19 protein-coding genes and 1 pseudogene are annotated in these 19,950 nt (G+C 64.1%); 13 read left to right on the top strand and 7 right to left on the bottom strand.

Annotated elements, in window-relative coordinates; all coding sequences use genetic code 11:
• Positions 1-21 precede the first annotated feature (21 nt).
• The 5 genes and pseudogenes from KSS95_RS19470 to uraH all read right to left on the bottom strand — a co-directional run bounded on the left by KSS95_RS19470 (position 22) and on the right by uraH (position 3,225).
• On the bottom strand, positions 22-276 hold the full coding sequence (locus KSS95_RS19470; RefSeq protein ID WP_217848818.1) for a YkgJ family cysteine cluster protein: 255 nt from the start codon (positions 274-276) through the stop codon (positions 22-24).
• 107 nt (positions 277-383) lie between these two features.
• Positions 384-881 (bottom strand): hypothetical protein, encoded by a 498-nt coding sequence (locus KSS95_RS19475; RefSeq protein WP_217848820.1) that lies wholly within the window; start codon positions 879-881, stop codon positions 384-386.
• A gap of 60 nt (positions 882-941) precedes the next feature.
• Positions 942-2,384 (bottom strand): aminotransferase-like domain-containing protein, encoded by a 1,443-nt coding sequence (locus KSS95_RS19480; protein ID WP_217854040.1) that lies wholly within the window; start codon positions 2,382-2,384, stop codon positions 942-944.
• Positions 2,385-2,530: 146 nt separating this feature from the next.
• Positions 2,531-2,791: pseudogene (locus tag KSS95_RS19485) on the bottom strand (methyl-accepting chemotaxis protein); the annotation flags it as partial.
• Between the two features lie 80 nt (positions 2,792-2,871).
• On the bottom strand, positions 2,872-3,225 hold the full coding sequence (uraH, locus tag KSS95_RS19490; protein WP_217848822.1) for a hydroxyisourate hydrolase: 354 nt from the start codon (positions 3,223-3,225) through the stop codon (positions 2,872-2,874).
• 378 nt (positions 3,226-3,603) lie between these two features.
• On the opposite strand from uraH, the gene puuE reads away from it, so the two are divergent.
• The 7 genes from puuE to KSS95_RS19525 all read left to right on the top strand — a co-directional run bounded on the left by puuE (position 3,604) and on the right by KSS95_RS19525 (position 10,601).
• Positions 3,604-4,530, top strand: coding sequence for an allantoinase PuuE (gene puuE / locus KSS95_RS19495; RefSeq protein ID WP_217848824.1), 927 nt, complete (start codon positions 3,604-3,606; stop codon positions 4,528-4,530).
• Entirely contained in the window at positions 4,530-5,045 is a 516-nt protein-coding gene (gene uraD / locus KSS95_RS19500) for a 2-oxo-4-hydroxy-4-carboxy-5-ureidoimidazoline decarboxylase (protein WP_217848826.1), read from the top strand. The genes puuE and uraD overlap by 1 nt, the downstream gene beginning before the upstream one ends.
• A gap of 103 nt (positions 5,046-5,148) precedes the next feature.
• Entirely contained in the window at positions 5,149-5,652 is a 504-nt protein-coding gene (locus KSS95_RS19505; protein ID WP_217848828.1) for an ureidoglycolate lyase, read from the top strand.
• A 45-nt stretch (positions 5,653-5,697) separates the two neighbouring features.
• Positions 5,698-7,017, top strand: a complete 1,320-nt coding sequence (locus tag KSS95_RS19510) for a urate hydroxylase PuuD (RefSeq protein ID WP_217848829.1) — start codon at positions 5,698-5,700, stop codon at positions 7,015-7,017.
• 167 nt (positions 7,018-7,184) lie between these two features.
• Positions 7,185-8,540: a nucleobase:cation symporter-2 family protein gene (locus tag KSS95_RS19515; protein ID WP_217848831.1), complete on the top strand. Its 1,356-nt coding sequence runs from the start codon at positions 7,185-7,187 to the stop codon at positions 8,538-8,540.
• A gap of 141 nt (positions 8,541-8,681) precedes the next feature.
• Positions 8,682-9,467 carry an outer membrane protein OmpK gene (locus KSS95_RS19520; protein ID WP_217848833.1) on the top strand — a complete coding sequence of 262 codons (786 nt, stop codon included), beginning with the start codon at positions 8,682-8,684 and terminating at the stop codon, positions 9,465-9,467.
• A 351-nt stretch (positions 9,468-9,818) separates the two neighbouring features.
• Positions 9,819-10,601: an outer membrane protein OmpK gene (locus KSS95_RS19525; protein ID WP_217848835.1), complete on the top strand. Its 783-nt coding sequence runs from the start codon at positions 9,819-9,821 to the stop codon at positions 10,599-10,601.
• A gap of 159 nt (positions 10,602-10,760) precedes the next feature.
• Here the strand turns inward: KSS95_RS19525 and KSS95_RS19530 are convergent, their stop codons facing one another.
• Positions 10,761-11,675, bottom strand: a complete 915-nt coding sequence (locus tag KSS95_RS19530; RefSeq protein ID WP_217848836.1) for a DUF808 domain-containing protein — start codon at positions 11,673-11,675, stop codon at positions 10,761-10,763.
• Positions 11,676-11,807: 132 nt separating this feature from the next.
• Between KSS95_RS19530 and KSS95_RS19535 the strand changes: the two genes are divergently transcribed.
• Positions 11,808-12,419 carry a TetR/AcrR family transcriptional regulator gene (locus KSS95_RS19535; RefSeq protein WP_217848838.1) on the top strand — a complete coding sequence of 204 codons (612 nt, stop codon included), beginning with the start codon at positions 11,808-11,810 and terminating at the stop codon, positions 12,417-12,419.
• A gap of 125 nt (positions 12,420-12,544) precedes the next feature.
• On the opposite strand, the gene KSS95_RS19540 is transcribed toward KSS95_RS19535, so the two are convergent.
• A complete protein-coding gene (locus KSS95_RS19540; RefSeq protein ID WP_217848840.1) occupies positions 12,545-12,985 on the bottom strand; it encodes a GlcG/HbpS family heme-binding protein in 441 nt (146 codons plus the stop codon).
• 257 nt (positions 12,986-13,242) lie between these two features.
• On the opposite strand from KSS95_RS19540, the gene gcl reads away from it, so the two are divergent.
• The 5 genes from gcl to pyk all read left to right on the top strand — a co-directional run bounded on the left by gcl (position 13,243) and on the right by pyk (position 19,871).
• Positions 13,243-15,018: a glyoxylate carboligase gene (gene gcl, locus KSS95_RS19545; protein ID WP_217848842.1), complete on the top strand. Its 1,776-nt coding sequence runs from the start codon at positions 13,243-13,245 to the stop codon at positions 15,016-15,018.
• Positions 15,019-15,070: 52 nt separating this feature from the next.
• Complete coding sequence (gene hyi / locus KSS95_RS19550; protein WP_217848844.1) at positions 15,071-15,853, top strand: hydroxypyruvate isomerase; 783 nt, start codon at positions 15,071-15,073, stop codon at positions 15,851-15,853.
• Between the two features lie 177 nt (positions 15,854-16,030).
• Positions 16,031-16,924, top strand: coding sequence for a 2-hydroxy-3-oxopropionate reductase (locus KSS95_RS19555; protein WP_217848846.1), 894 nt, complete (start codon positions 16,031-16,033; stop codon positions 16,922-16,924).
• Between the two features lie 260 nt (positions 16,925-17,184).
• Positions 17,185-18,459: a glycerate kinase type-2 family protein gene (locus KSS95_RS19560; RefSeq protein WP_217848848.1), complete on the top strand. Its 1,275-nt coding sequence runs from the start codon at positions 17,185-17,187 to the stop codon at positions 18,457-18,459.
• Positions 18,456-19,871, top strand: coding sequence for a pyruvate kinase (gene pyk, locus KSS95_RS19565; protein WP_217848850.1), 1,416 nt, complete (start codon positions 18,456-18,458; stop codon positions 19,869-19,871). Before KSS95_RS19560 ends, pyk begins: the two co-directional genes overlap by 4 nt.
• The last annotated feature ends 79 nt before the right edge of the window (positions 19,872-19,950 follow it).

A 19,950-nucleotide genomic window follows, 5' to 3' on the forward strand; every position in this document is an offset into this window, starting at 1 on the left:
TGTTGTCGAAGATCCAACCTGTCACGCCGCCGTCACCTGCTCCAGCCACCCGATGATGCGGATGGCCTCGTCGCGATCGCTGCCACAGATGTCCACTTGCGCCTTGAAGCCGCCACACACCGGCGGCCGCTCGGGCTTGCCGAACAGCGCACAGAGGTTATCGACATTCAGGTGCAGGCAACGTTCGCCGGCCGGCTTGCCCTGGGGCATGCCTGGAATCGGCGAACTGATGGACGGGGCGATGCAGCAGGCACCACAACCCTCGCGGCATTTCATGACAACAGGACTCCCAGGAGCAAAGCGGGACGAACGTCCCTGGATACTAACCGCTCAAACACACGTTTGAAATTACCGGACGGATGAAATCGCGCGTGACCCAATAGTCAGTTGCGAAATTCGAAATCGATGGCCGCCCCTTCCACTTCGCGGCGGCTGTCGTTGCGCAGTTGCAACTGCATTTCGTTGCTGATCAGCCGACCATTGAGCTGGAAGGGGCTGCTGTCGGATTCAGGCTTGGTGGGAAACATCGAGGGCAGCAAGGGCTTGCGTACCACCGGCGTATCCCCCAGGTCCGGCTCGAGATGCCTGACCAGCTCGCTGGGCAGGCTCAAGTCGACCTTGGCCTTGGGCAGCGGCTTGGCGAGCGCCTTGCTGACCGGTTTAGCCTTGGGCTTTGGCTTGGACTTGGGTTTAGCCTTGGCCTGAGGCTTTGCCGCCACCTTGGGCTTGGCGCTCGCCTTGGGCTTGGCAGGCGCCTTGGCGGCAGCCTTGCCTTGGGCACTCCGAGCCTTGGCCACGGGCTCGGCGGCCTGGGCCGCGGCACTGGGCAACCAGGGCAAGGCGAGACACAGGGCGAGGACGAGGGGACGAAGCGCGTTCATGAGTACCGGGGGCAACCTTTAAAACGCGTATGCTCCCTGTTCCCCGCGCATCTGACAAGCCTACAAAAGTGAGAGCGACATCTCCTGGCACAATTGCCGGGCCAGCAGGCCCAGCGTGATCACCGCGCGCTCGGCCTCCTTGTTCCAGGGAATGGCGCAATTGAGCCGGATACAGTGGTTGAATTGCTCGGTATTGCTGAAGATCAGCCCTGGGGCGATGCTGATGCCCTGCTCCAGCGCCCGCACGTGCAAGTCCTGGGTGTTGACGCGCCCCGGCAGGCTCACCCAGAGAATGAACCCGCCGGTGGGCCGGGTCATCTGCGTGCCTTCGGGGAAGTGCTGCTGCACGGCCAGCTGGTAGGCGCTGAGGTTCTTGCGGTATTCCTGGCGGATGTAGCGCAGGTGGCGGTCATAGCCACCGTTCTCCAGGTAGGCCGCCACCCCCATTTGCGTCACGCTGCACGCCGAGTGGGTAGTGAAAGTCTGCAGGCGCTGGATCTCGTCCTGGTAGCGCCCGGCGATCATCCAGCCGACGCGCACGCCCGGCGACAAGGTCTTGGAAAAGCTCGAGCAGTAGATCACCCGGTCGAGGCGATCGAACGCCTTGAGCGCCTTGGTACGCCCTTGCTCGAACATCAGCTCGCCATAGATGTCGTCCTCGACGATCTGGATATCGAAGTCCGAGGCCAGGCGCAGCAATTGCTTCTGCCGCTCCTCCGGCATGGTTCCGCCCAGCGGGTTGCTCAAGCGCGGCGTCAACACCAGGGCCTTGATCGACCACTGGTTGGCCGCCAGCTGCAAGGCTTCAAGGCTGATCCCGGTGGCCGGATCGCTGGGGATTTCGATGACCTTCAGGCCCAGCAGGTCCGCCAGCTGCAGCAACCCATAGTAGGTCGGCGATTCGGCGGCGATCAGATCCCCGGGGCGGGTCAGCACCCGCAACGACATTTGCAGGGCATCGACACAACCGTGGGTCACCACCACTTCGCGCGGATCGACCAGGACCCCGGCGTCGCGCATGCGAATGGCGATCTGCCGACGCAGCGGCTCGAACCCTGGGCTGAACATATAGCTGAAGGCGCGCGGGCTGTGGAAACGGGTGACCTTGGCCAGTTGCTGGTGCAGCGCGCGCACCGGCAGGTAGTCGACATGCGGCACCGCCGCGCCGAACGGGAACACGCCGTCACGGCGCGCCTCGACCAGCACCTGCTGGATGATGCTGGCACGGGTGACCAGGCCAGGCCGTTCGACGCGGGCGATGTCCGGGGTTTGCGCGGTCAGGGCGGGGGTCTGGTGCACGTAATAGCCCGACTGCGGCCGGGCGCGGATCAGGCCCTGGTCTTCGAGGTTGGCGTACGCCTGCAGCACGGTGGCGTGGCTGACATTGAGCTGGGCGCTCATCTTGCGTACCGAAGGCACGCGCTCGCCGGGCTGATAGACACCACGCCGGATATCGTCGGCCAGTTGCTGGGCGATGCGCTGGTACAACAGCAGGTTGGTCATGGCGTTGTCTCGAAGCACGGACGGGATCGTTGTTCTTGTGCGGCTCACTGCCGGAGCCAGAATACCGTAACAGTTGCAAAGTGTACTGGGACAGATCGCAGGATAGTCAAGATTACAGTTACGTAACAGAGGGAATCTGCACGGCAGGACCGGCGTGCCGACGAACGATCGCCATCGCGGCGATTGTCGACCCGCGCAGCAAAACCACCCTGGCTGAGCTGGGCAACGTACTCGATCAATTGCCGGATCGACTCGACCCGGCTGCGATTGACCAGCCACAGCCTGAACAACTCGACCAGCAGCGCCGAGGCCAGCATCACCAGCACGGCCAGCCACAAGGTACGCTCGGCGCTGCCATTGATCTGCGCGGAGCGGCCACCGGCATTGGTGCGCAACTGCTCGACCAGCACGCACAAACAACGGACGAAAAAAAGCCCGCCAGTGTGAGAGCGGGCCAAGGACCTACGAAGATTCTTCTAGCGACCAACTAGCTTCCACGGTAGGTCGAGTAACTGTAAGGCGAGATCAGCAATGGCACGTGGTAGTGCTCCTGCTGCTCGTCGATGCCAAAGCGCAGCACGACCACGTCGAGGAACGCGGCGTCCGGCAGCTTCACGCCCTTGGCGCGGTAGTAGTCACCGGCACTGAACTGCAACTGATAGACGCCGGTCCGGTAATCGTCGCCTTGCAGCAGCGGCGCGTCGACGCGGCCATCGCTGTTGGTCAGTGCGCTGTTCAGCAGCTCCAGCTGCTGGCCCTCTACGCGATACAGCTCGACCTTGATCGAGCTGCCCGGGCAGCCATGCGCGGCGTCCAGTACGTGTGTGGTCAAACGTCCCATTTGCTTGTCGCCTCTTGTCGTATGCGTGGGCAAAAAATACACGGCAATCACCGGGCACAGGGCCTGCGGCGTGCGGGAATGAAGCCATTAAGACAGTTTACCGACAAATTGTACACAATTTTTTATCCGCTTCCGGGGCAACCTTCGCAAAGACTCCGCCAGTCGCAAAGACACGGCCCATGCATACGCCAACACCATTAGCTGACCAAGCAGGCAGGTTTCTTGCAAGGTTTTTTGCGCCGACAAATGGGCAGAAATGCGGAAAAACAGGCTTACAAAAGATTTAAGAACTTGTATACAATCACTCCATCCGGTGGTGCGACACCCTGACGCGGCCCGCCCACCCCCCGCACTAAACGTACAAGAAGGAAGACTGCAGTGAGCGCTGACTACCCTCGCGACCTGATCGGTTACGGCAACAACCCACCTCATCCGCAATGGCCGGGGAATGCCCGCATTGCACTGTCCTTCGTGCTCAACTACGAAGAAGGTGGCGAGCGCAACATCCTGCACGGCGACAAGGAGTCCGAAGCGTTCCTTTCCGAAATGGTCGCCGCCCAGCCGCTGCAGGGCGCGCGCAACATGAGCATGGAGTCGCTCTACGAATACGGCAGCCGCGCCGGCGTCTGGCGCCTGCTCAAGCTGTTCAAGGACAGCGGCGTGCCGCTGACCGTGTTCGCCGTGGCCATGGCCGCCCAGCGCCATCCCGACGTGATTCGCGCGATGGTCGAGGCCGGCCACGAAATCTGCAGCCACGGCTACCGCTGGATCGACTACCAGTACATGGACGAGGCCCAGGAACGCGAGCACATGCTCGAAGCCATCCGCATCCTCACCGAGCTCACCGGCGAGCGCCCGCAAGGCTGGTACACCGGCCGCACCGGCCCGAACACCCGGCGCCTGGTGATGGAGGAAGGCGGCTTCCTCTACGACAGCGACACCTACGACGACGACCTGCCCTACTGGGAGCCGAACAACCCCACCGGCAAGCCGCACCTGGTGATCCCCTACACCCTGGACACCAACGACATGCGCTTCACCCAGGTGCAGGGCTTCAACTGCGGCGAACAGTTCTTCCAGTACCTCAAGGATGCTTTCGACGTGCTTTACGCCGAAGGCGCCGAAGCGCCGAAGATGCTCTCGATCGGCCTGCACTGCCGCCTGGTCGGCCGCCCGGCGCGCCTGGCCGCGCTCAAGCGTTTCGTCGACTACGCCAAGAGCCACGAGCAGGTCTGGTTCGCCCGTCGCGTGGACATCGCCCGCCACTGGCACGCCACCCATCCGTACAAGAAAGAGAACGCCTGATGACCGCCTTCACTACCCTCACCCCCTCCACCCTGGACCGCGCCGCCTTCGTCGAGGCCTTCGCCGACATCTACGAGCACTCGCCGTGGGTCGCCGAAAAAGCCTACGACCTCGGCCAGCTGGGTGAACTGGACGAGATCGAGGCGCTGCACCAGCGCATGAGCGACATTCTGCTGAGCGCCAAGCACGCCGACCAGCTGGCGCTGATCAACGCCCACCCGGACCTCGCCGGCAAGGCCGCGATCCAGGGCGAGCTGACCGAATCGAGCACCAACGAACAGGCCGGCGCCGGTATCCACCAGTGCAGCGCCGAGGAGTTCGCCCGTTTCACCGAACTGAACGACGCCTACAAGGCCAAGTTCCAGTTCCCGTTCATCATGGCGGTCAAGGGCAGCAACCGGCACCAGATCCTCGCCGCCTTCGAAAACCGCATCCACAACGACCCGGATGCCGAGTTCAAGGAAGCCCTGGCGCAGATCAACCTGATCGCCCTGTTCCGCCTGCTGCAGCTGTAAGGCACAGGCTGCGCCCTGGCCCGAGTGCGTGACGCGTCCGCACCCAGGGCCCCGGCCAGCCAGGCCACCAACATCCAGAACAACGAATAGAAGAGATAACCGCATGCGCACCCTGATGATCGAACCCCTGAGCAAAGAAGCCTTCGCCCCCTTCGGTGACGTGATCGAAACCGATGGCAGCGACCACTTCATGATCAACAACGGTTCGACCATGCGCTTCCACAAGCTCGCCACGGTCGAGACCGCCGAGCCCGAGGACAAGGCGATCATCAGCATCTTCCGCGCCGATGCGCTGGACATGCCGCTGACCGTACGCATGCTGGAACGCCATCCGCTGGGCAGCCAGGCTTTCATCCCGCTGCTCGGCAACCCCTTTCTGATCGTGGTCGCGCCCGTTGGCGATGCACCTGTATCAGGCTTGGTCCGCGCCTTCCGCAGTAATGGCAGGCAGGGCATTAATTACCATCGCGGCGTCTGGCACCACCCGGTGCTGACGATCGAAAAGCGGGATGACTTCCTGGTGGTTGATCGCAGTGGTTCCGGCAACAACTGCGATGAGCATTACTTCCCCGAGGAACAGATGTTGATCCTCAATCCCCACCAATAAGAAAGGGTCGGTCATCGAACAGGTGACTGGCGAGAGGTAAATACTGTGGAAGCACACCTTCACGAATGGCTGAACCTGAGCATTCGCTGGGTTCACATGATCACCGGCGTGGCCTGGATCGGTGCATCGTTCTACTTTGTCTGGCTGGAGAACCACCTGAACCGCAGCAACCCGCGCGATGGGTTGTCGGGCGACCTCTGGGCCATCCACGGTGGCGGCATCTACCACCTGGAAAAATACAAGCTGGCACCGCCGAAAATGCCCGAGAACCTGCACTGGTTCAAATGGGAAGCCTACTTCACCTGGATGTCCGGGATCGCCTTGCTGTGCGTGGTGTTCTACTGGAACCCGACGCTGTACCTGCTGGCCCCGGGCAGCACCCTGAGCGGTGCCGAGGGCGTGGCCATCGGTATCGGCTCGCTGATCGCCGGCTGGTTCATCTACGACTTCCTCTGCGACTCGCCCCTGGGCAAGAAGCCGGCCCTGCTCGGCGCCGTGCTGTTCGTGCTGATCATCGCCGCCTGCTGGGGCTTCAGCCTGGTGTTCAGCGGCCGTGGCGCCTACCTGCACACCGGCGCGATCATCGGCACCATCATGGTGGGCAACGTGTTCCGCATCATCATGCCGGCCCAGCGCCAGTTGGTGGCGGCCATCGAGAACAACCAGACCCCCGACCCGGTGCTGCCGGCCAAGGGCCTGCTGCGTTCGCGCCACAACAACTACTTCACCCTGCCGGTGCTGTTCATCATGATCAGCAACCACTTCCCGAGCACCTACGGCAGCCAGTACAACTGGCTGATCCTGGCCGGGATCGCGGTGGCCGCGGTGTTGATCCGTCACTACTTCAACACCCGCCACGACAGCAACAAGTACGCCTGGACCCTGCCTGTGGGCGCCCTGGCGATGATCTGCCTGGCCTACGTGACCGGCCCCAAGCCGCTGCCGAGCGCTCCTGAGCAGGCCGCCGCCAAGGTCGAGTACCAGCCGCTGCCGGCCACCGCCGTCGGTGGCAAGACTGCCGCCGAGCTGCGCGCCGAGGAGGCCGCCAAGCCTGCCCAGGTGCCTGCCGAGCAACCGGCCCAGGCCAGTGCCCAGGCCGCCACCGGCGGCTTCGGCAAGATCCACGACGTCATCCAGGAACGCTGCACCGTGTGCCACTCGGCCAAGCCGACCAGCCCGCTGTTCAGCGCCGCCCCGGCCGGCGTGATGTTCGACACCCCGCAGCAGATCCAGGCCCAGGCCGCGCGCATCCAGGCGCAGGCCGTGGCCAGCCAGATCATGCCGCTGGGCAACATCACCCAGATGACCGTCGAGGAACGCAAACTGGTCGGCGACTGGATCGCCAAAGGCGCGCAGGTCAACTAAAAAGCAGCCGCAAGCTGCAAGCTTCAAGCCTCAAGCTGTAAGTCGTCAGGCAACAAGCAAGCATCGAGCCTCAGGCTTCGAGCGGAAACCACAAGCTTCTACTTGAAGCTTGCCGCTTGAAGCTTGTGGCTTGGATCCGAGAATAAAAACAAAACTCGAGGTGCTGCATGTCCGAATCACCCAAGGCGTACATCCCCGTTGCGCCGCCACGACAGCCCCTGCCCCTGTTCCAGCTGATCCTGGTGGGTCTGCAACACGTGCTGCTGATGTACGGGGGCGCCATCGCCGTGCCCCTGATCATCGGCCAGGCCGCCGGCCTGTCCCGCGAGGAAGTCGCCTTCCTGATCAACGCCGACCTGCTGGTCGCCGGCGTTGCCACCATCATCCAATCCTTCGGTATCGGCCCGGTCGGCATTCGCATGCCGGTCATGATGGGCGCCAGCTTCGCCGCGGTCGGCAGCATGGTGGCCATGGCCGGCATGCCCGGCGTCGGCCTGCAGGGGATCTTCGGCGCGACCATCGCCGCCGGCTTCTTCGGCATGCTGATCGCGCCGTTCATGTCCAAGGTCGTGCGCTTCTTCCCGCCGCTGGTGACCGGCACGGTCATCACCTCCATCGGCCTGTCGCTGTTCCCGGTGGCGGTCAACTGGGCCGGCGGCGGGCAACAGGCCACGGCCTTCGGCGCGCCGATCTACCTGATGGTCGCCGGCCTGGTGCTGGCGGTGATCCTGCTGATCAACCGCTTCATGCGTGGTTTCTGGGTCAACGTCTCGGTGCTGGTGGGCATGGGCCTGGGCTACATCCTCGCCGGCTCCATCGGCATGGTCGACCTGTCGGGCCTGGACCAGGCGCCGTGGCTGCAGGTGGTCACCCCGCTGCACTTCGGCATGCCGACCTTCAGCCTGGCGCCGATCCTGTCGATGTGCCTGGTGGTGGTGATCATCTTCGTCGAGTCCACCGGCATGTTCCTCGCCCTGGGCAAGGTGACCGACCGTGAAGTGACCCCGGGGATGCTGCGCCGCGGCTTGCTGTGCGACGCCGGCGCCTCGTTCATCGCCGGTTTCTTCAACACCTTCACCCACTCCTCGTTCGCCCAGAACATCGGCCTGGTGCAGATGACCGGGGTGCGCTGCCGCTACGTCACGGTGATGGCCGGGGCGCTGCTGATCCTGCTCAGCCTGCTGCCCAAGGCGGCATTCTTGATCGCCTCGATCCCGCCTGCGGTACTGGGCGGCGCGTCCATCGCCATGTTCGGCATGGTCACCGCCACCGGGATCAAGATCCTCCAGGAGGCGGACATCGCCGACCGTCGCAACCAGCTGCTGGTGGCGGTGAGCGTCGGTTTCGGCCTGATCCCGGTGGTGCGCCCGGAGTTCTTCGCGCAGATGCCGCAGTGGATGGAACCGATCACCCACAGCGGTATCGCCATGGCCACCCTCAGCGCTCTGGTGCTGAACCTGTTGTTCAACATCCTCGGCGGCGCCGAGCGCGCCGCGCACAACGACGCCTGTCATCAGCATTGAGTGACCAGGGGCGGCGCCTCGCCGGCCGCCCCGCTCCACCCCTGTCGTAACGCACTACCGTCGGCCCGCCGGAATGGGCCGCCCGGGGCGCCTGCGCGCCAAAAAAGCCCAAACAAAAACAATAAGTCCGGGAATCACAACATGAAGCGCATCACCTCGTCCGTTTTGCTCGGCAGCACCTTGCTGGCCACCCTCCCCGCCCACGCCGGCGAATGGCTGCAGTGGCACGGCGAAAGCCTGACCTACCTGTATGGCAAGGACTTCAAGGTCAACCCTTCGATCCAGCAGACGATCACCTTCGAGCACGCCAACAAATGGAAGTACGGCGATACCTTCCTGTTCGTCGACAAGATCTTCTACAACGGCAAGGCCGACCCTGGCAAAGGCGTGACCACCTACTACGGCGAGTTCAGCCCGCGCCTGTCGTTCGGCAAGATCCTCGATCGCAACCTGGCCTTCGGCCCGATCAAGGATGTGCTGCTGGCCATGACCTACGAACGTGGCGAGGGCGACAACGAGGCCTACCTGATCGGCCCCGGCTTCGACCTGAACGTACCCGGCTTCAACTACTTCACCCTGAACTTCTACGTGCGCAACACCGAAGGCAGCCGCCCCGGCGACAACGTCTGGCAGATCACCCCGGCCTGGTCGTACACCATCCCGGTGGGCAAGTCCGACATTCTGATCGACGGTTACATCGATTGGGTGGTGGACAACGACCAGACCCGCCGCGGCACCTACCACGCCAACCTGCAGTTCAACCCACAGGTCAAGTACGACCTGGGCAAGGCCTTGAACCTGGGCGCCAAGCAGCTCTACGTGGGCTTTGAGTACAGCTACTGGAAGGACAAGTACGGCATCGACAGCCGCGGCAACCTGGACAGCAACCAGAGTGTCGCCAGTGCCCTGGTGAAGGTGCATTTCTAACCCGACGGGCGCTCGCCCAACCCTGTGACACCGTGCTCCGGGACGGAGCACTTGAGGCCCAGCGCGCAAGTGAGTAATCTGCGCGCCCCCTCGATCGGGGCAGGAAGGATCCTGCCCGCGTTTGCTGACCGCCAAGTCAATGATTCCGGGCGGTTGGCCGACGTGTTGCCAGCGTGAAATACCCATTTCATCCGTTCAGAAAGACGTCGAGCAGGATGGTTGTGCCCAACGTGGAAAAGTTGGCGCAGCTCTTGCCAAACAGCTGTGGCCAATCGAAAAAAGCTGACCCAAAAGACAAGAACAGCGCCCGAGCGCTGACAACAGATCCAACTCAAGGGAGCGACACTCGCAATGCGTACCATCAACAGCCTGATCCTCGCCGGCGGCCTGCTGGCCTGCGGCGCCAGCCAAGCCGGCGACCTGCTGCAATGGCAGAACAACAGCCTGACCTACCTGTGGGGCAAGAACTTCAAGGTCAACCCCGAAACCCAGCAGACTGTCACCTTCGAGCACGCCGATGCATGGAAGTACGGCGACAACTTCTTCTTCTTCGACAAGATCTTCTACCAGGGCAAGAAAGACGCCAGCAACGGCCCCAACACCTACTACGGCGAGTTCAGCCCGCGCCTGTCGTTCGGCAAGATCTTCGACCAGAAGCTCGAGTTCGGCCCAGTGAAGGACGTGTTGCTGGCGATGACCTACGAGTTTGGCGAGGGTGACACCGAGTCGTACCTGATCGGCCCCGGCTTCGACCTGGCGATCCCTGGCTTCGACTACTTCCAGCTGAACTTCTACCAGCGCACCACTGACGGCAGCCGTCCGGGCGACAACGTCTGGCAGATCACCCCGGTGTGGTCCTACACCCTCCCGGTGGGCTCCTCCGACATTCTCATCGATGGCTTCATGGACTGGGTGGTGGACAACGACGAGAACCGTCGCGGCACCTATCAGGCGAACCTGCACTTCAACCCACAGGTCAAGTACGACCTGGGCAAGGCCTTGCACCTGGGCGAGAAGCAGTTGTACGTGGGTATCGAGTACGACTACTGGAAGAACAAGTACGGCATCAAGGACAGCGATGCCTTCACCACCGATCAGAACACCATGAGCTTCCTGGTGAAGGTGCACTTCTGATCTGATGCATAACCTGTAGCAGCGACCTTGCGTCGCGAAGGGCCGCGCAGCGGCCCTGGCGATTTTGCATGATGCCGAGATCCTGGGGCCGCTGCGCGGCCCTTTCGCGACGCAAGGCCGCTCCTACGGGCGATCCGGGAAAAGCCCCGGCCAGGCGCTTCAGTTGGCCTGTTTTACCGCCCGCCACAACTTGCTCGCCACAGCTACCACCGCCAGCACCACAGCCCCGGCAATCACCCCCGCCACACCATTGAGCAGCGCCCCGGTCAACGCCCCACCCCGGCCTTCGCTGAACGCCTCGATAGCGTGATGCAACGGCGCGATGCCATGCACCAGGATGCCGCCACCGACCAGGAACATCGCCGCGGTGCCGATCACCGACAGGCTCTTCATCATGTACGGCGCCGCGCGCAGGATGCCGTTACCCACGGCGCGGGCCAGGCTCGACGCCTTCTGCGTCATCCACAGCCCCAGGTCGTCGAGCTTGACGATACCGGCCACCAGGCCGTAGACCCCCAGGGTCATGACGATGGCGATGCCCGACAGCACGATGATCTGCTGGCTCAGCGGCGCATCGGCCACGGTGCCCAGGGTGATGGCGATGATCTCGGCAGAGAGGATGAAGTCGGTGCGCACCGCGCCCTTGATCTTGCTTTCCTCATAAGCCACCAGGTCGACATTGGCATCGGCCACCGCCTCCTTGCGCGCCTCATGCTCAGCCTGGTCCTGCGCCTTGCTGTGCAGGAACTTGTGCGCCAGTTTCTCGAAGCCCTCGAAGCACAGGTAGGCGCCACCGAGCATCAGCAGCGGGGTCACCGCCCAAGGGATGAACGCGCTGATCAACAGCGCCGCCGGCACCAGGATCGCCTTGTTCAGCAGCGAGCCCTTGGCCACCGCCCAGACCACCGGGATCTCCCGCTCGGCGCGCACGCCGGTGACCTGCTGGGCGTTGAGCGCCAGGTCGTCGCCCAGCACCCCGGCGGTCTTCTTCGCCGCGACCTTGGTCATCAGCGAGACATCGTCGAGCACCGTGGCGATGTCGTCGATCAATACCAGTAGACTGCTTCCTGCCATGTTTGCCTGTTTCCAGTGGGTTGAATGCTGCGGATTCTAGCCGAAAGTCGCTGCCTTGAGCGTCCGTCGGAGCGGGTGCTACCATGCCGGACCCTTCTTGCAAGGGGCCAGACACGAGGAAGATCCCCGACAATGAGCACCATTCGCGAGCGCAACAAGGAACTGATCCTGCGCGCGGCCAGTGAAGAATTCGCCGACAAGGGCTTCGCCGCCACCAAGACCAGCGATATCGCGGCCAAGGCCGGCTTGCCCAAGCCGAACGTCTATTACTATTTCAAGTCGAAGGAAAACCTCTACCGCGAGGTGCTGGAGAGCATCATCGCGCCGATCATGCAGGCGTCGACGCCGTTCAACGCCGACGGTGATCCGCAAGAGGTGTTGAGCGCCTACATTCGCTCGAAGGTGCGCATCTCCCGCGACCTGCCGCATGCCTCCAAGGTGTTCGCCAGCGAGATCATGCACGGCGCGCCGCACCTGTCGCCGCGCCAGGTCGAGCAGCTCAACGAGCAGGCCCGGCACAACATCGAATGCATCCAGCGCTGGCTCGAACGCGGGCAGATCGCCAATGTCGACCCGCACCACCTGATGTTCAGCATCTGGGCGGCGACCCAGACCTACGCCGATTTCGACTGGCAGATTGCCGTGGTGACCGGCAAGGCCAAGCTGGACGACAGCGACTACGACGCGGCGGCCGAGACCATCATCCGCCTGGTGCTCAAGGGCTGCGAGCCTGAGGCCGCCTGACAGGCCAACGGGGCTGCTTTGCAGCCCATCGCGACACAAGGCCGCTCCTACAGAGGTTACGCATTTCCCTGTAGGAGCGGCCTTGTGTCGCGATGGGCCGCAGAGCGGCCCCAAAATGACGAGCCTTACGCAGCAACCCCCGCATCCGCCGTCAGCCCCACCTCTTCGATCGCACTGATCGCGCACTGCTCGTCGATATCCGACGTATCCCCACTGATCCCCACCGCGCCCAGCACCTTGCCCTGCTGATCACGCACCAGCACGCCACCCGGCACCGGCACCACCGACCGTTCGCCAAGGCCGTTCAAGGCGGCATAGAAGGCCGGGCGCTGCTGCGAGTCCAGCGCCAGCAGGCGCGAGCCCTTGCCCAGCGCCACCGCGCCCCAGGCCTTGCCGATGGCCACCTCGGGGCGCAACAGGCTGGCGCCATCCTCGCGCTGCAACGCCAGCAGGTGCCCACCGGCGTCGAGCACCGCCACGGTCAGGGGCGCGGCGTTGATCTTGCGGCCGGCGGCCAGCGCGGCGTTGACCACGCCAACGGCCTGTTTCAGGGTCAATGCGTTCATGAAAAGGTCCTCTTCTTGTTGTGAGAAGCCCTGAGGGCAGTTGAAAACCAATAGACAAGATAGAACACAACAAAGGCACAGTTTGTATACAATTTTTTAATTCATTCTCTCTCAGTGCGACGAAATGCCGCCTTTCCGTGGCATGACCGCTGAGTCAAAGCTGCCGACGAAAATGGATTGACCTTTTGCGCCGAGCATGAATACACTCTGCCGCAACACAAGTTGTATACAATTACAAAATCGATGAGGCACAACCCATGAGCAAAATGAGAGCAATCGATGCAGCCGTTCTGGTCATGCGCCGTGAAGGTGTAGATACCGCGTTCGGCATTCCAGGGGCTGCCATCAACCCGCTGTATTCGGCCCTGAAGAAAGTCGGTGGCATCGATCACGTCCTCGCTCGCCACGTCGAAGGTGCCTCGCACATGGCCGAGGGCTACACCCGCGCCAACCCGGGCAACATCGGCGTGTGCATCGGCACCTCCGGCCCTGCCGGCACCGACATGGTCACCGGCCTGTACAGTGCCTCGGCCGACTCCATCCCGATCCTCTGCATCACCGGCCAAGCCCCGCGTGCGCGCCTGCACAAGGAAGACTTCCAGGCCGTCGACATCACCAGCATCGTCAAGCCGGTGACCAAGTGGGCCACCACCGTGCTGGAGCCGGGCCAGGTGCCCTACGCGTTCCAGAAGGCCTTCTTCGAGATGCGCACTGGCCGCCCAGGCCCGGTGCTGATCGACCTGCCGTTCGACGTGCAGATGGCCGAGATCGAGTTCGACATCGATGCCTACGAGCCGCTGCCCGTGACCAAGCCAGCCGCGACCCGCAAGCAGGCGGAAAAAGCCCTGGCCATGCTCAATGACGCCGAGCGTCCGCTGCTGGTGGCCGGTGGCGGCATCATCAACGCCGACGCCAGCGACAAGTTGGTCGCGTTCGCCGAACTGACCGGCGTGCCGGTGGTACCGACCCTGATGGGCTGGGGCACCCTCCCGGACGACCACGAACTGATGGTCGGCATGGTCGGCCTGCAGACCTCGCACCGCTACGGCAACGCCACGCTGCTCAAATCCGACCTGGTGTTCGGTATCGGCAACCGCTGGGCCAACCGCCACACCGGCTCCGTCGACGTCTACACCGAAGGCCGCCGCTTCATCCACGTCGATATCGAACCGACCCAGATCGGCCGGGTATTCACCCCCGACCTGGGCATCGTCTCCGACGCAGGCGCCGCCCTGGAGGTGTTCCTCGAAGTGGCCCGCGAGTGGAAGGCCGCAGGCAAGCTCAAGTGCCGCAAGGCCTGGCTGGAAGACTGCCAGCAGCGCAAGGCGAGCCTGCAGCGCAAGACCAACTTCGACAACGTGCCGGTCAAGCCGCAGCGCGTGTACCAGGAAATGAACGAGGTGTTCGGCAAGGACACCTGCTACGTCAGCACCATCGGCCTGTCGCAGATCGCCGGCGCGCAGTTCCTCCACGTGTACAAGCCGCGCCACTGGATCAACTGCGGCCAGGCCGGCCCACTGGGTTGGACCATCCCGGCGGCCCTCGGCGTGGTCAAGGCCGACCCGAAGCGCAAGGTGGTCGCGCTGTCCGGTGACTACGACTTCCAGTTCATGATCGAAGAGCTGGCCGTCGGCGCGCAGTTCAACCTGCCGTACGTCCACGTGCTGGTGAACAACGCCTACCTCGGCCTGATCCGCCAGGCCCAGCGTGGTTTCGACATGGATTACTGTGTACAACTGGCGTTCGAGAACATCAACTCGACCGACGCCGCCACCTACGGGGTCGACCACGTCGCCGTGGTCGAAGGCCTGGGCTGCAAGGCCATCCGCGTGTTCGAACCGGCCGAGATCGCCCCTGCCCTGCTCAAGGCGCAGAAGATGGCCGAAGAGTTCCGCGTACCGGTGGTGGTCGAGGTGATCCTCGAGCGCGTCACCAACATTTCCATGGGCACCGAGATCAACGCGGTCAACGAATTCGAAGACCTCGCCCTGGTCGGCAACGACGCGCCAACCGCCATCTCGCTGCTGGACTGATCGCCTGACGCCCCCGGCATGCCCGGGGGCCTTCATCGCAAGGAGACAACCCATGCCTCGCTTCGCTGCCAACTTGTCCATGCTGTTCACCGAACAGGACTTCCTGGCCCGCTTCAAGGCGGCCGCCGACGCCGGTTTCAGCGGTGTCGAATACCTGTTCCCGTACGACTTCGACGCCACCCAGATCAAGCAGCAGCTCGACACCCACGGCCTGACCCAGGTGCTGTTCAACCTTCCTGCGGGCGACTGGTCGAAAGGTGAGCGCGGTATCACCTGCCACCCCGACCGCGTCGAAGAGTTCCGCGCCGGGGTCGACAAGGCCATCGAATACGCCAAGGTGCTGGGCAACACCCAGGTCAACGCCCTGGCCGGCATCCGCCCGCAAGGCCCGGACTGCGCCACCGTGCGCAAGACTTTCGTGGACAACCTGCGCTACGCCGCCGACAAGCTCAAGGCCGCCGGCATCCGCCTGGTCATGGAAATGATCAACACCCGCGACATCCCCGGCTTCTACCTGAACACCACCCAGCAGGCTTTGGAGATCCAGGCCGAGGTAGGCAGCGACAACCTGTTCCTGCAGTACGACATCTACCACATGCAGATCATGGAAGGTGACCTGGCGCGCACCCTGGAAACCCACCTGAAGCTGATCAACCACGTGCAGCTGGCCGATAACCCCGGCCGCCACGAACCAGGCACCGGCGAGATCAACTACCGCTTCCTGTTCGAGCACCTGGACCGCATCGGCTACCAGGGCTGGGTGGGCGCGGAATACAAGCCCAGGACCACCACTGAAGCCGGCCTGGGCTGGCTCAAGACGCACAACGCAATCTAAGGATGCACTCGGTCCCTGTAGGAGCGGCCTTGTGTCGCGATGGGCTGCGCAGCAGCCCCCGGCAATCGCTGAATTGACCGAAATCGTGGGGCCGCTTCGCGCCCCAATCGCGACACAAGGCCGCTCCTACAAGGGCCAGGTCGCCTGCTCATACAAATACAAAGAGGCAGAACTCTCATGGCTAAAATCGGTTTCCTCGGCACCGGCATCATGGGCAAGCCCATGGCCCAGAACCTGCAAAAGGCAGGTCACAGCATCTTCGTTTCCACCCACCACGACGCCGCCCCGGCCGACCTGATCGCCGCTGGCGCCGTGGCCCTGGCCAACCCGAAGGAAGTGGCCCAGGAAGCTGAATTCATCATCGTCATGGTGCCAGACACCCCGCAGGTCGAAGCGGTCCTGTTCGGTGAGAACGGTGTCGTCGAAGGTGTCGGCCCGAACAAGGTGGTGATCGACATGAGCTCGATCTCGCCCACCGCCACCAAGGCCTTCGCCGAGAAGATCAAGGCCACCGGCGCCGCCTACCTGGACGCCCCGGTATCCGGTGGCGAAGTCGGCGCCAAGGCCGGCACCCTGAGCATCATGGTCGGCGGCTGCCCGAAAGCCTTCGAGCGTGCCTTGGCGCTGTTCGAAGCCATGGGCAAGAACATCACCCGCGTCGGCGGCAACGGCGACGGCCAGACCGCCAAGGTGGCCAACCAGATCATCGTCGCCCTGAACATCCAGGCCGTCGGCGAAGCCCTGCTGTTCGCCGCCAAGAACGGCGCGGACCCAGCCAAGGTGCGCGAAGCGCTGATGGGCGGCTTCGCCTCGTCGAAGATCCTCGAAGTGCACGCCGAGCGCATGATCAAGGGCACCTTCGACCCGGGCTTCCGCATCAACCTGCACCAGAAGGACCTGAACCTGGCCCTGCAAGGCGCCAAGGAGCTGGGCATCAACCTGCCCAACACTTCCAACGCCCAGCAAGTGTTCAGCACCTGCGTGGCACTGGGCGGCGGCAACTGGGACCACTCGGCGCTGATCAAGGGCCTGGAGCACATGGCCAACTTCTCGATCCGCGACGACAAGTGATTTGAATCCGGGGGCTGCTGCGCAGCCCTTTCGCGACACAAGGCCGCCCCTACAGGCGGTACGCAATCCCCTGTAGGAGCGGCCTTGTGCCGCGATAGGGGCGCAAAGCGCCCCCAAGATCTCAGATTCAACACCGGTGAACCTGCAACCACAGGCTCACCTGGTGACCCCGAGCAACACCCGCCCCTGGTTCGGCCTGCACGGAGGCAGTTCCAGGGGCGTTTTCGATTCTGCAGAACAACAATAACTGGGAGCCTGCCATGTCGGTCGATCCGCAAAAACTTCTCCGCGAGCTGTTCGACACAGCCATCGCCGCCGCCCACCCGCGCCAGGTCCTCGAACCCCACCTGCCCGCCGACCGTAGCGGCCGGGTCATCGTCATCGGCGCCGGCAAGGCCGCCGCCGCCATGGCCGAAGTGGTCGAGAAGAGCTGGCAGGGCGAGGTCTCGGGCCTGGTCGTGACCCGCTACGGCCACGGCGCCAACTGCCAGAAGATCGAGGTGGTCGAAGCCGCCCACCCGGTCCCCGACGCCGCCGGCCTGGCCGTGGCCAAGCGTGTGCTGGCCCTGGTCAGCAACCTCAGCGAAGACGACCGGGTCATCTTCCTGCTCTCCGGCGGCGGCTCGGCCCTGCTGGCCCTGCCAGCCGAAGGCCTGACCCTGGCCGACAAGCAGCAGATCAACAAGGCGCTGCTCAAGTCCGGCGCCACCATCGGCGAGATGAACTGCGTGCGCAAGCACCTCTCGGCGATCAAGGGCGGCCGCCTGGCCAAGGCCTGCTGGCCGGCCACCGTCTACACCTACGCGATCTCCGACGTGCCCGGCGACCTCGCCACGGTCATCGCCTCCGGCCCCACCGTGGCCGACCCGAGCACCTCGGCCGACGCCCTGGCGATCCTCAAGCGCTACGACATCCAGGCGCCGCAAGCGGTGCTCGACTGGCTGCACAACCCCGCCTCGGAAACCGTCAAGGCCGACGACCCGGCGCTGGCGCGCAGCCACTTCCAGCTGATCGCCCGCCCCCAGCAATCGCTCGAGGCTGCCGCGGTAAAAGCCCGCCAGGCCGGCTTCAGCCCACTGATCCTCGGCGACCTGGAAGGCGAGTCGCGCGAAGTGGCCAAGGTCCATGCCGGCATCGCCCGGCAGATCGTGCTGCACGGCCAGCCGCTCAAGGCGCCTTGCGTGATCCTCTCCGGCGGCGAGACCACCGTCACCGTGCGCGGCAACGGCCGTGGCGGGCGCAACGCCGAGTTTTTGCTCAGCCTCACCGAAAGCCTCAAGGGCCTGCCGGGCGTGCATGCCCTGGCCGGTGATACCGACGGTATCGACGGCTCGGAAGAAAACGCCGGCGCCTTCATGACCCCAAGCAGCTACACCCGCGCCGAAGCCCTGGGCCTGTCGGCCAGCGATGAGCTGGACAACAACAACGGCTATGGCTACTTCGCCGCCCTCGATGCGTTGATCGTCACCGAGCCGACCCGCACCAACGTCAACGATTTCCGCGCCATCCTGATCCTCGAGACTGCCCAATCATGACGCCTGATAAAAAAGTAAAGATCCTCGCCACCCTCGGCCCTGCGATCGAAGGCATCGACGACATCCGCCAACTGGTCGAAGCCGGGGTGAACATCTTCCGCCTCAACTTCAGCCACGGCGAGCACGCCGACCACGCCCTGCGCTACCAGTGGATCCGCGAAGTCGAGCAGCAGCTCAACTACCCGCTGGGCATCCTCATGGACCTGCAAGGGCCGAAGCTGCGCGTGGGCCGCTTCGCCGACGGCAAGGTCCAGCTGCAACGCGGCCAGGCCCTGCGCCTGGACCTGGACAAGACCCCCGGCGACAGCCGCCGGGTCAACCTACCGCACCCAGAGATCATCGCCGCCCTCGAGCCGGGCATGGACCTGCTGCTGGACGACGGCAAGCTGCGCCTGCGGGTCACCGCCAAGCACAGCGACGCGATCGACACCGAAGTGCTCAACGGTGGCGAGCTGTCCGACCGCAAGGGCGTCAACGTGCCGCAAGCGGTGCTCGACCTCTCCCCGCTCACCGAGAAGGACCGCCGCGACCTGGCCTTCGGCCTGGAGCTGGGCGTGGACTGGGTGGCCCTGTCGTTCGTCCAGCGCCCCGAGGACATCACCGAAGCGCGCCAGTTGATCGGTGACCGCGCCTACCTGATGGCCAAGATCGAGAAGCCTTCGGCGGTCGAGCAGTTGCAGGCCATCGCCGAGCTGTCCGACGCGATCATGGTCGCCCGTGGCGACCTGGGCGTGGAGGTGCCGGCCGAGAGCGTGCCGCAGATCCAGAAGCGCATCATCGGCACCTGCCGCCAGCTGGGCAAACCGGTGGTGGTGGCCACCCAGATGCTCGAATCGATGCGCTTCTCGCCGGCCCCGACCCGCGCCGAGGTCACCGACGTGGCCAACGCCGTGGCCGAAGGCGCGGACGCGGTGATGCTGTCGGCCGAGACCGCTTCGGGCGACTACCCGCTGGAAGCGGTGCAGATGATGAGCAAGATCATCCGCCAGGTGGAAAACGGCCCGGACTACCAGGCCCAGCTCGACGTCGGCCGGCCCAAGGCCGAGGCCACGGTGTCGGATGCCATCAGCTGCGCGATCCGCCGCATCAGCGGTATCTTGCCGGTGGCGGTGCTGGTCAACTACAGCGAGTCGGGGGCCTCGACCCTGCGCGCCGCCCGCGAGCGGCCACGGGCGCCGATCCTCAACCTGACGCCGAACCTGAACACCGCGCGGCGCCTGAGCGTGACCTGGGGCGTGCACTCGGTGGTCAACGACCGCCTGCGCCAGGTCGACGAGGTGGTCTCCACCGCATTGGAAATCGCCCAGGCCCAAGGCATGGCCAGCCGCGGCGACACCCTGCTGATCACCGCCGGTGTGCCTTTCGGCAAGCCGGGCTCGACTAACACCTTGCGGATCGAGACCTTGGTCTGAGATCGCCGGGGGCGCTCTGCGCTCCTTTCGCGACACAAGGCCGCTCCTACAGGGATCGCACCCAGGCATGAATACACGA

Origin of the sequence: Pseudomonas muyukensis (genome assembly GCF_019139535.1) — a bacterium.
GTDB classification, from domain to species: Bacteria; Pseudomonadota; Gammaproteobacteria; order Pseudomonadales; family Pseudomonadaceae; genus Aquipseudomonas; species Aquipseudomonas muyukensis.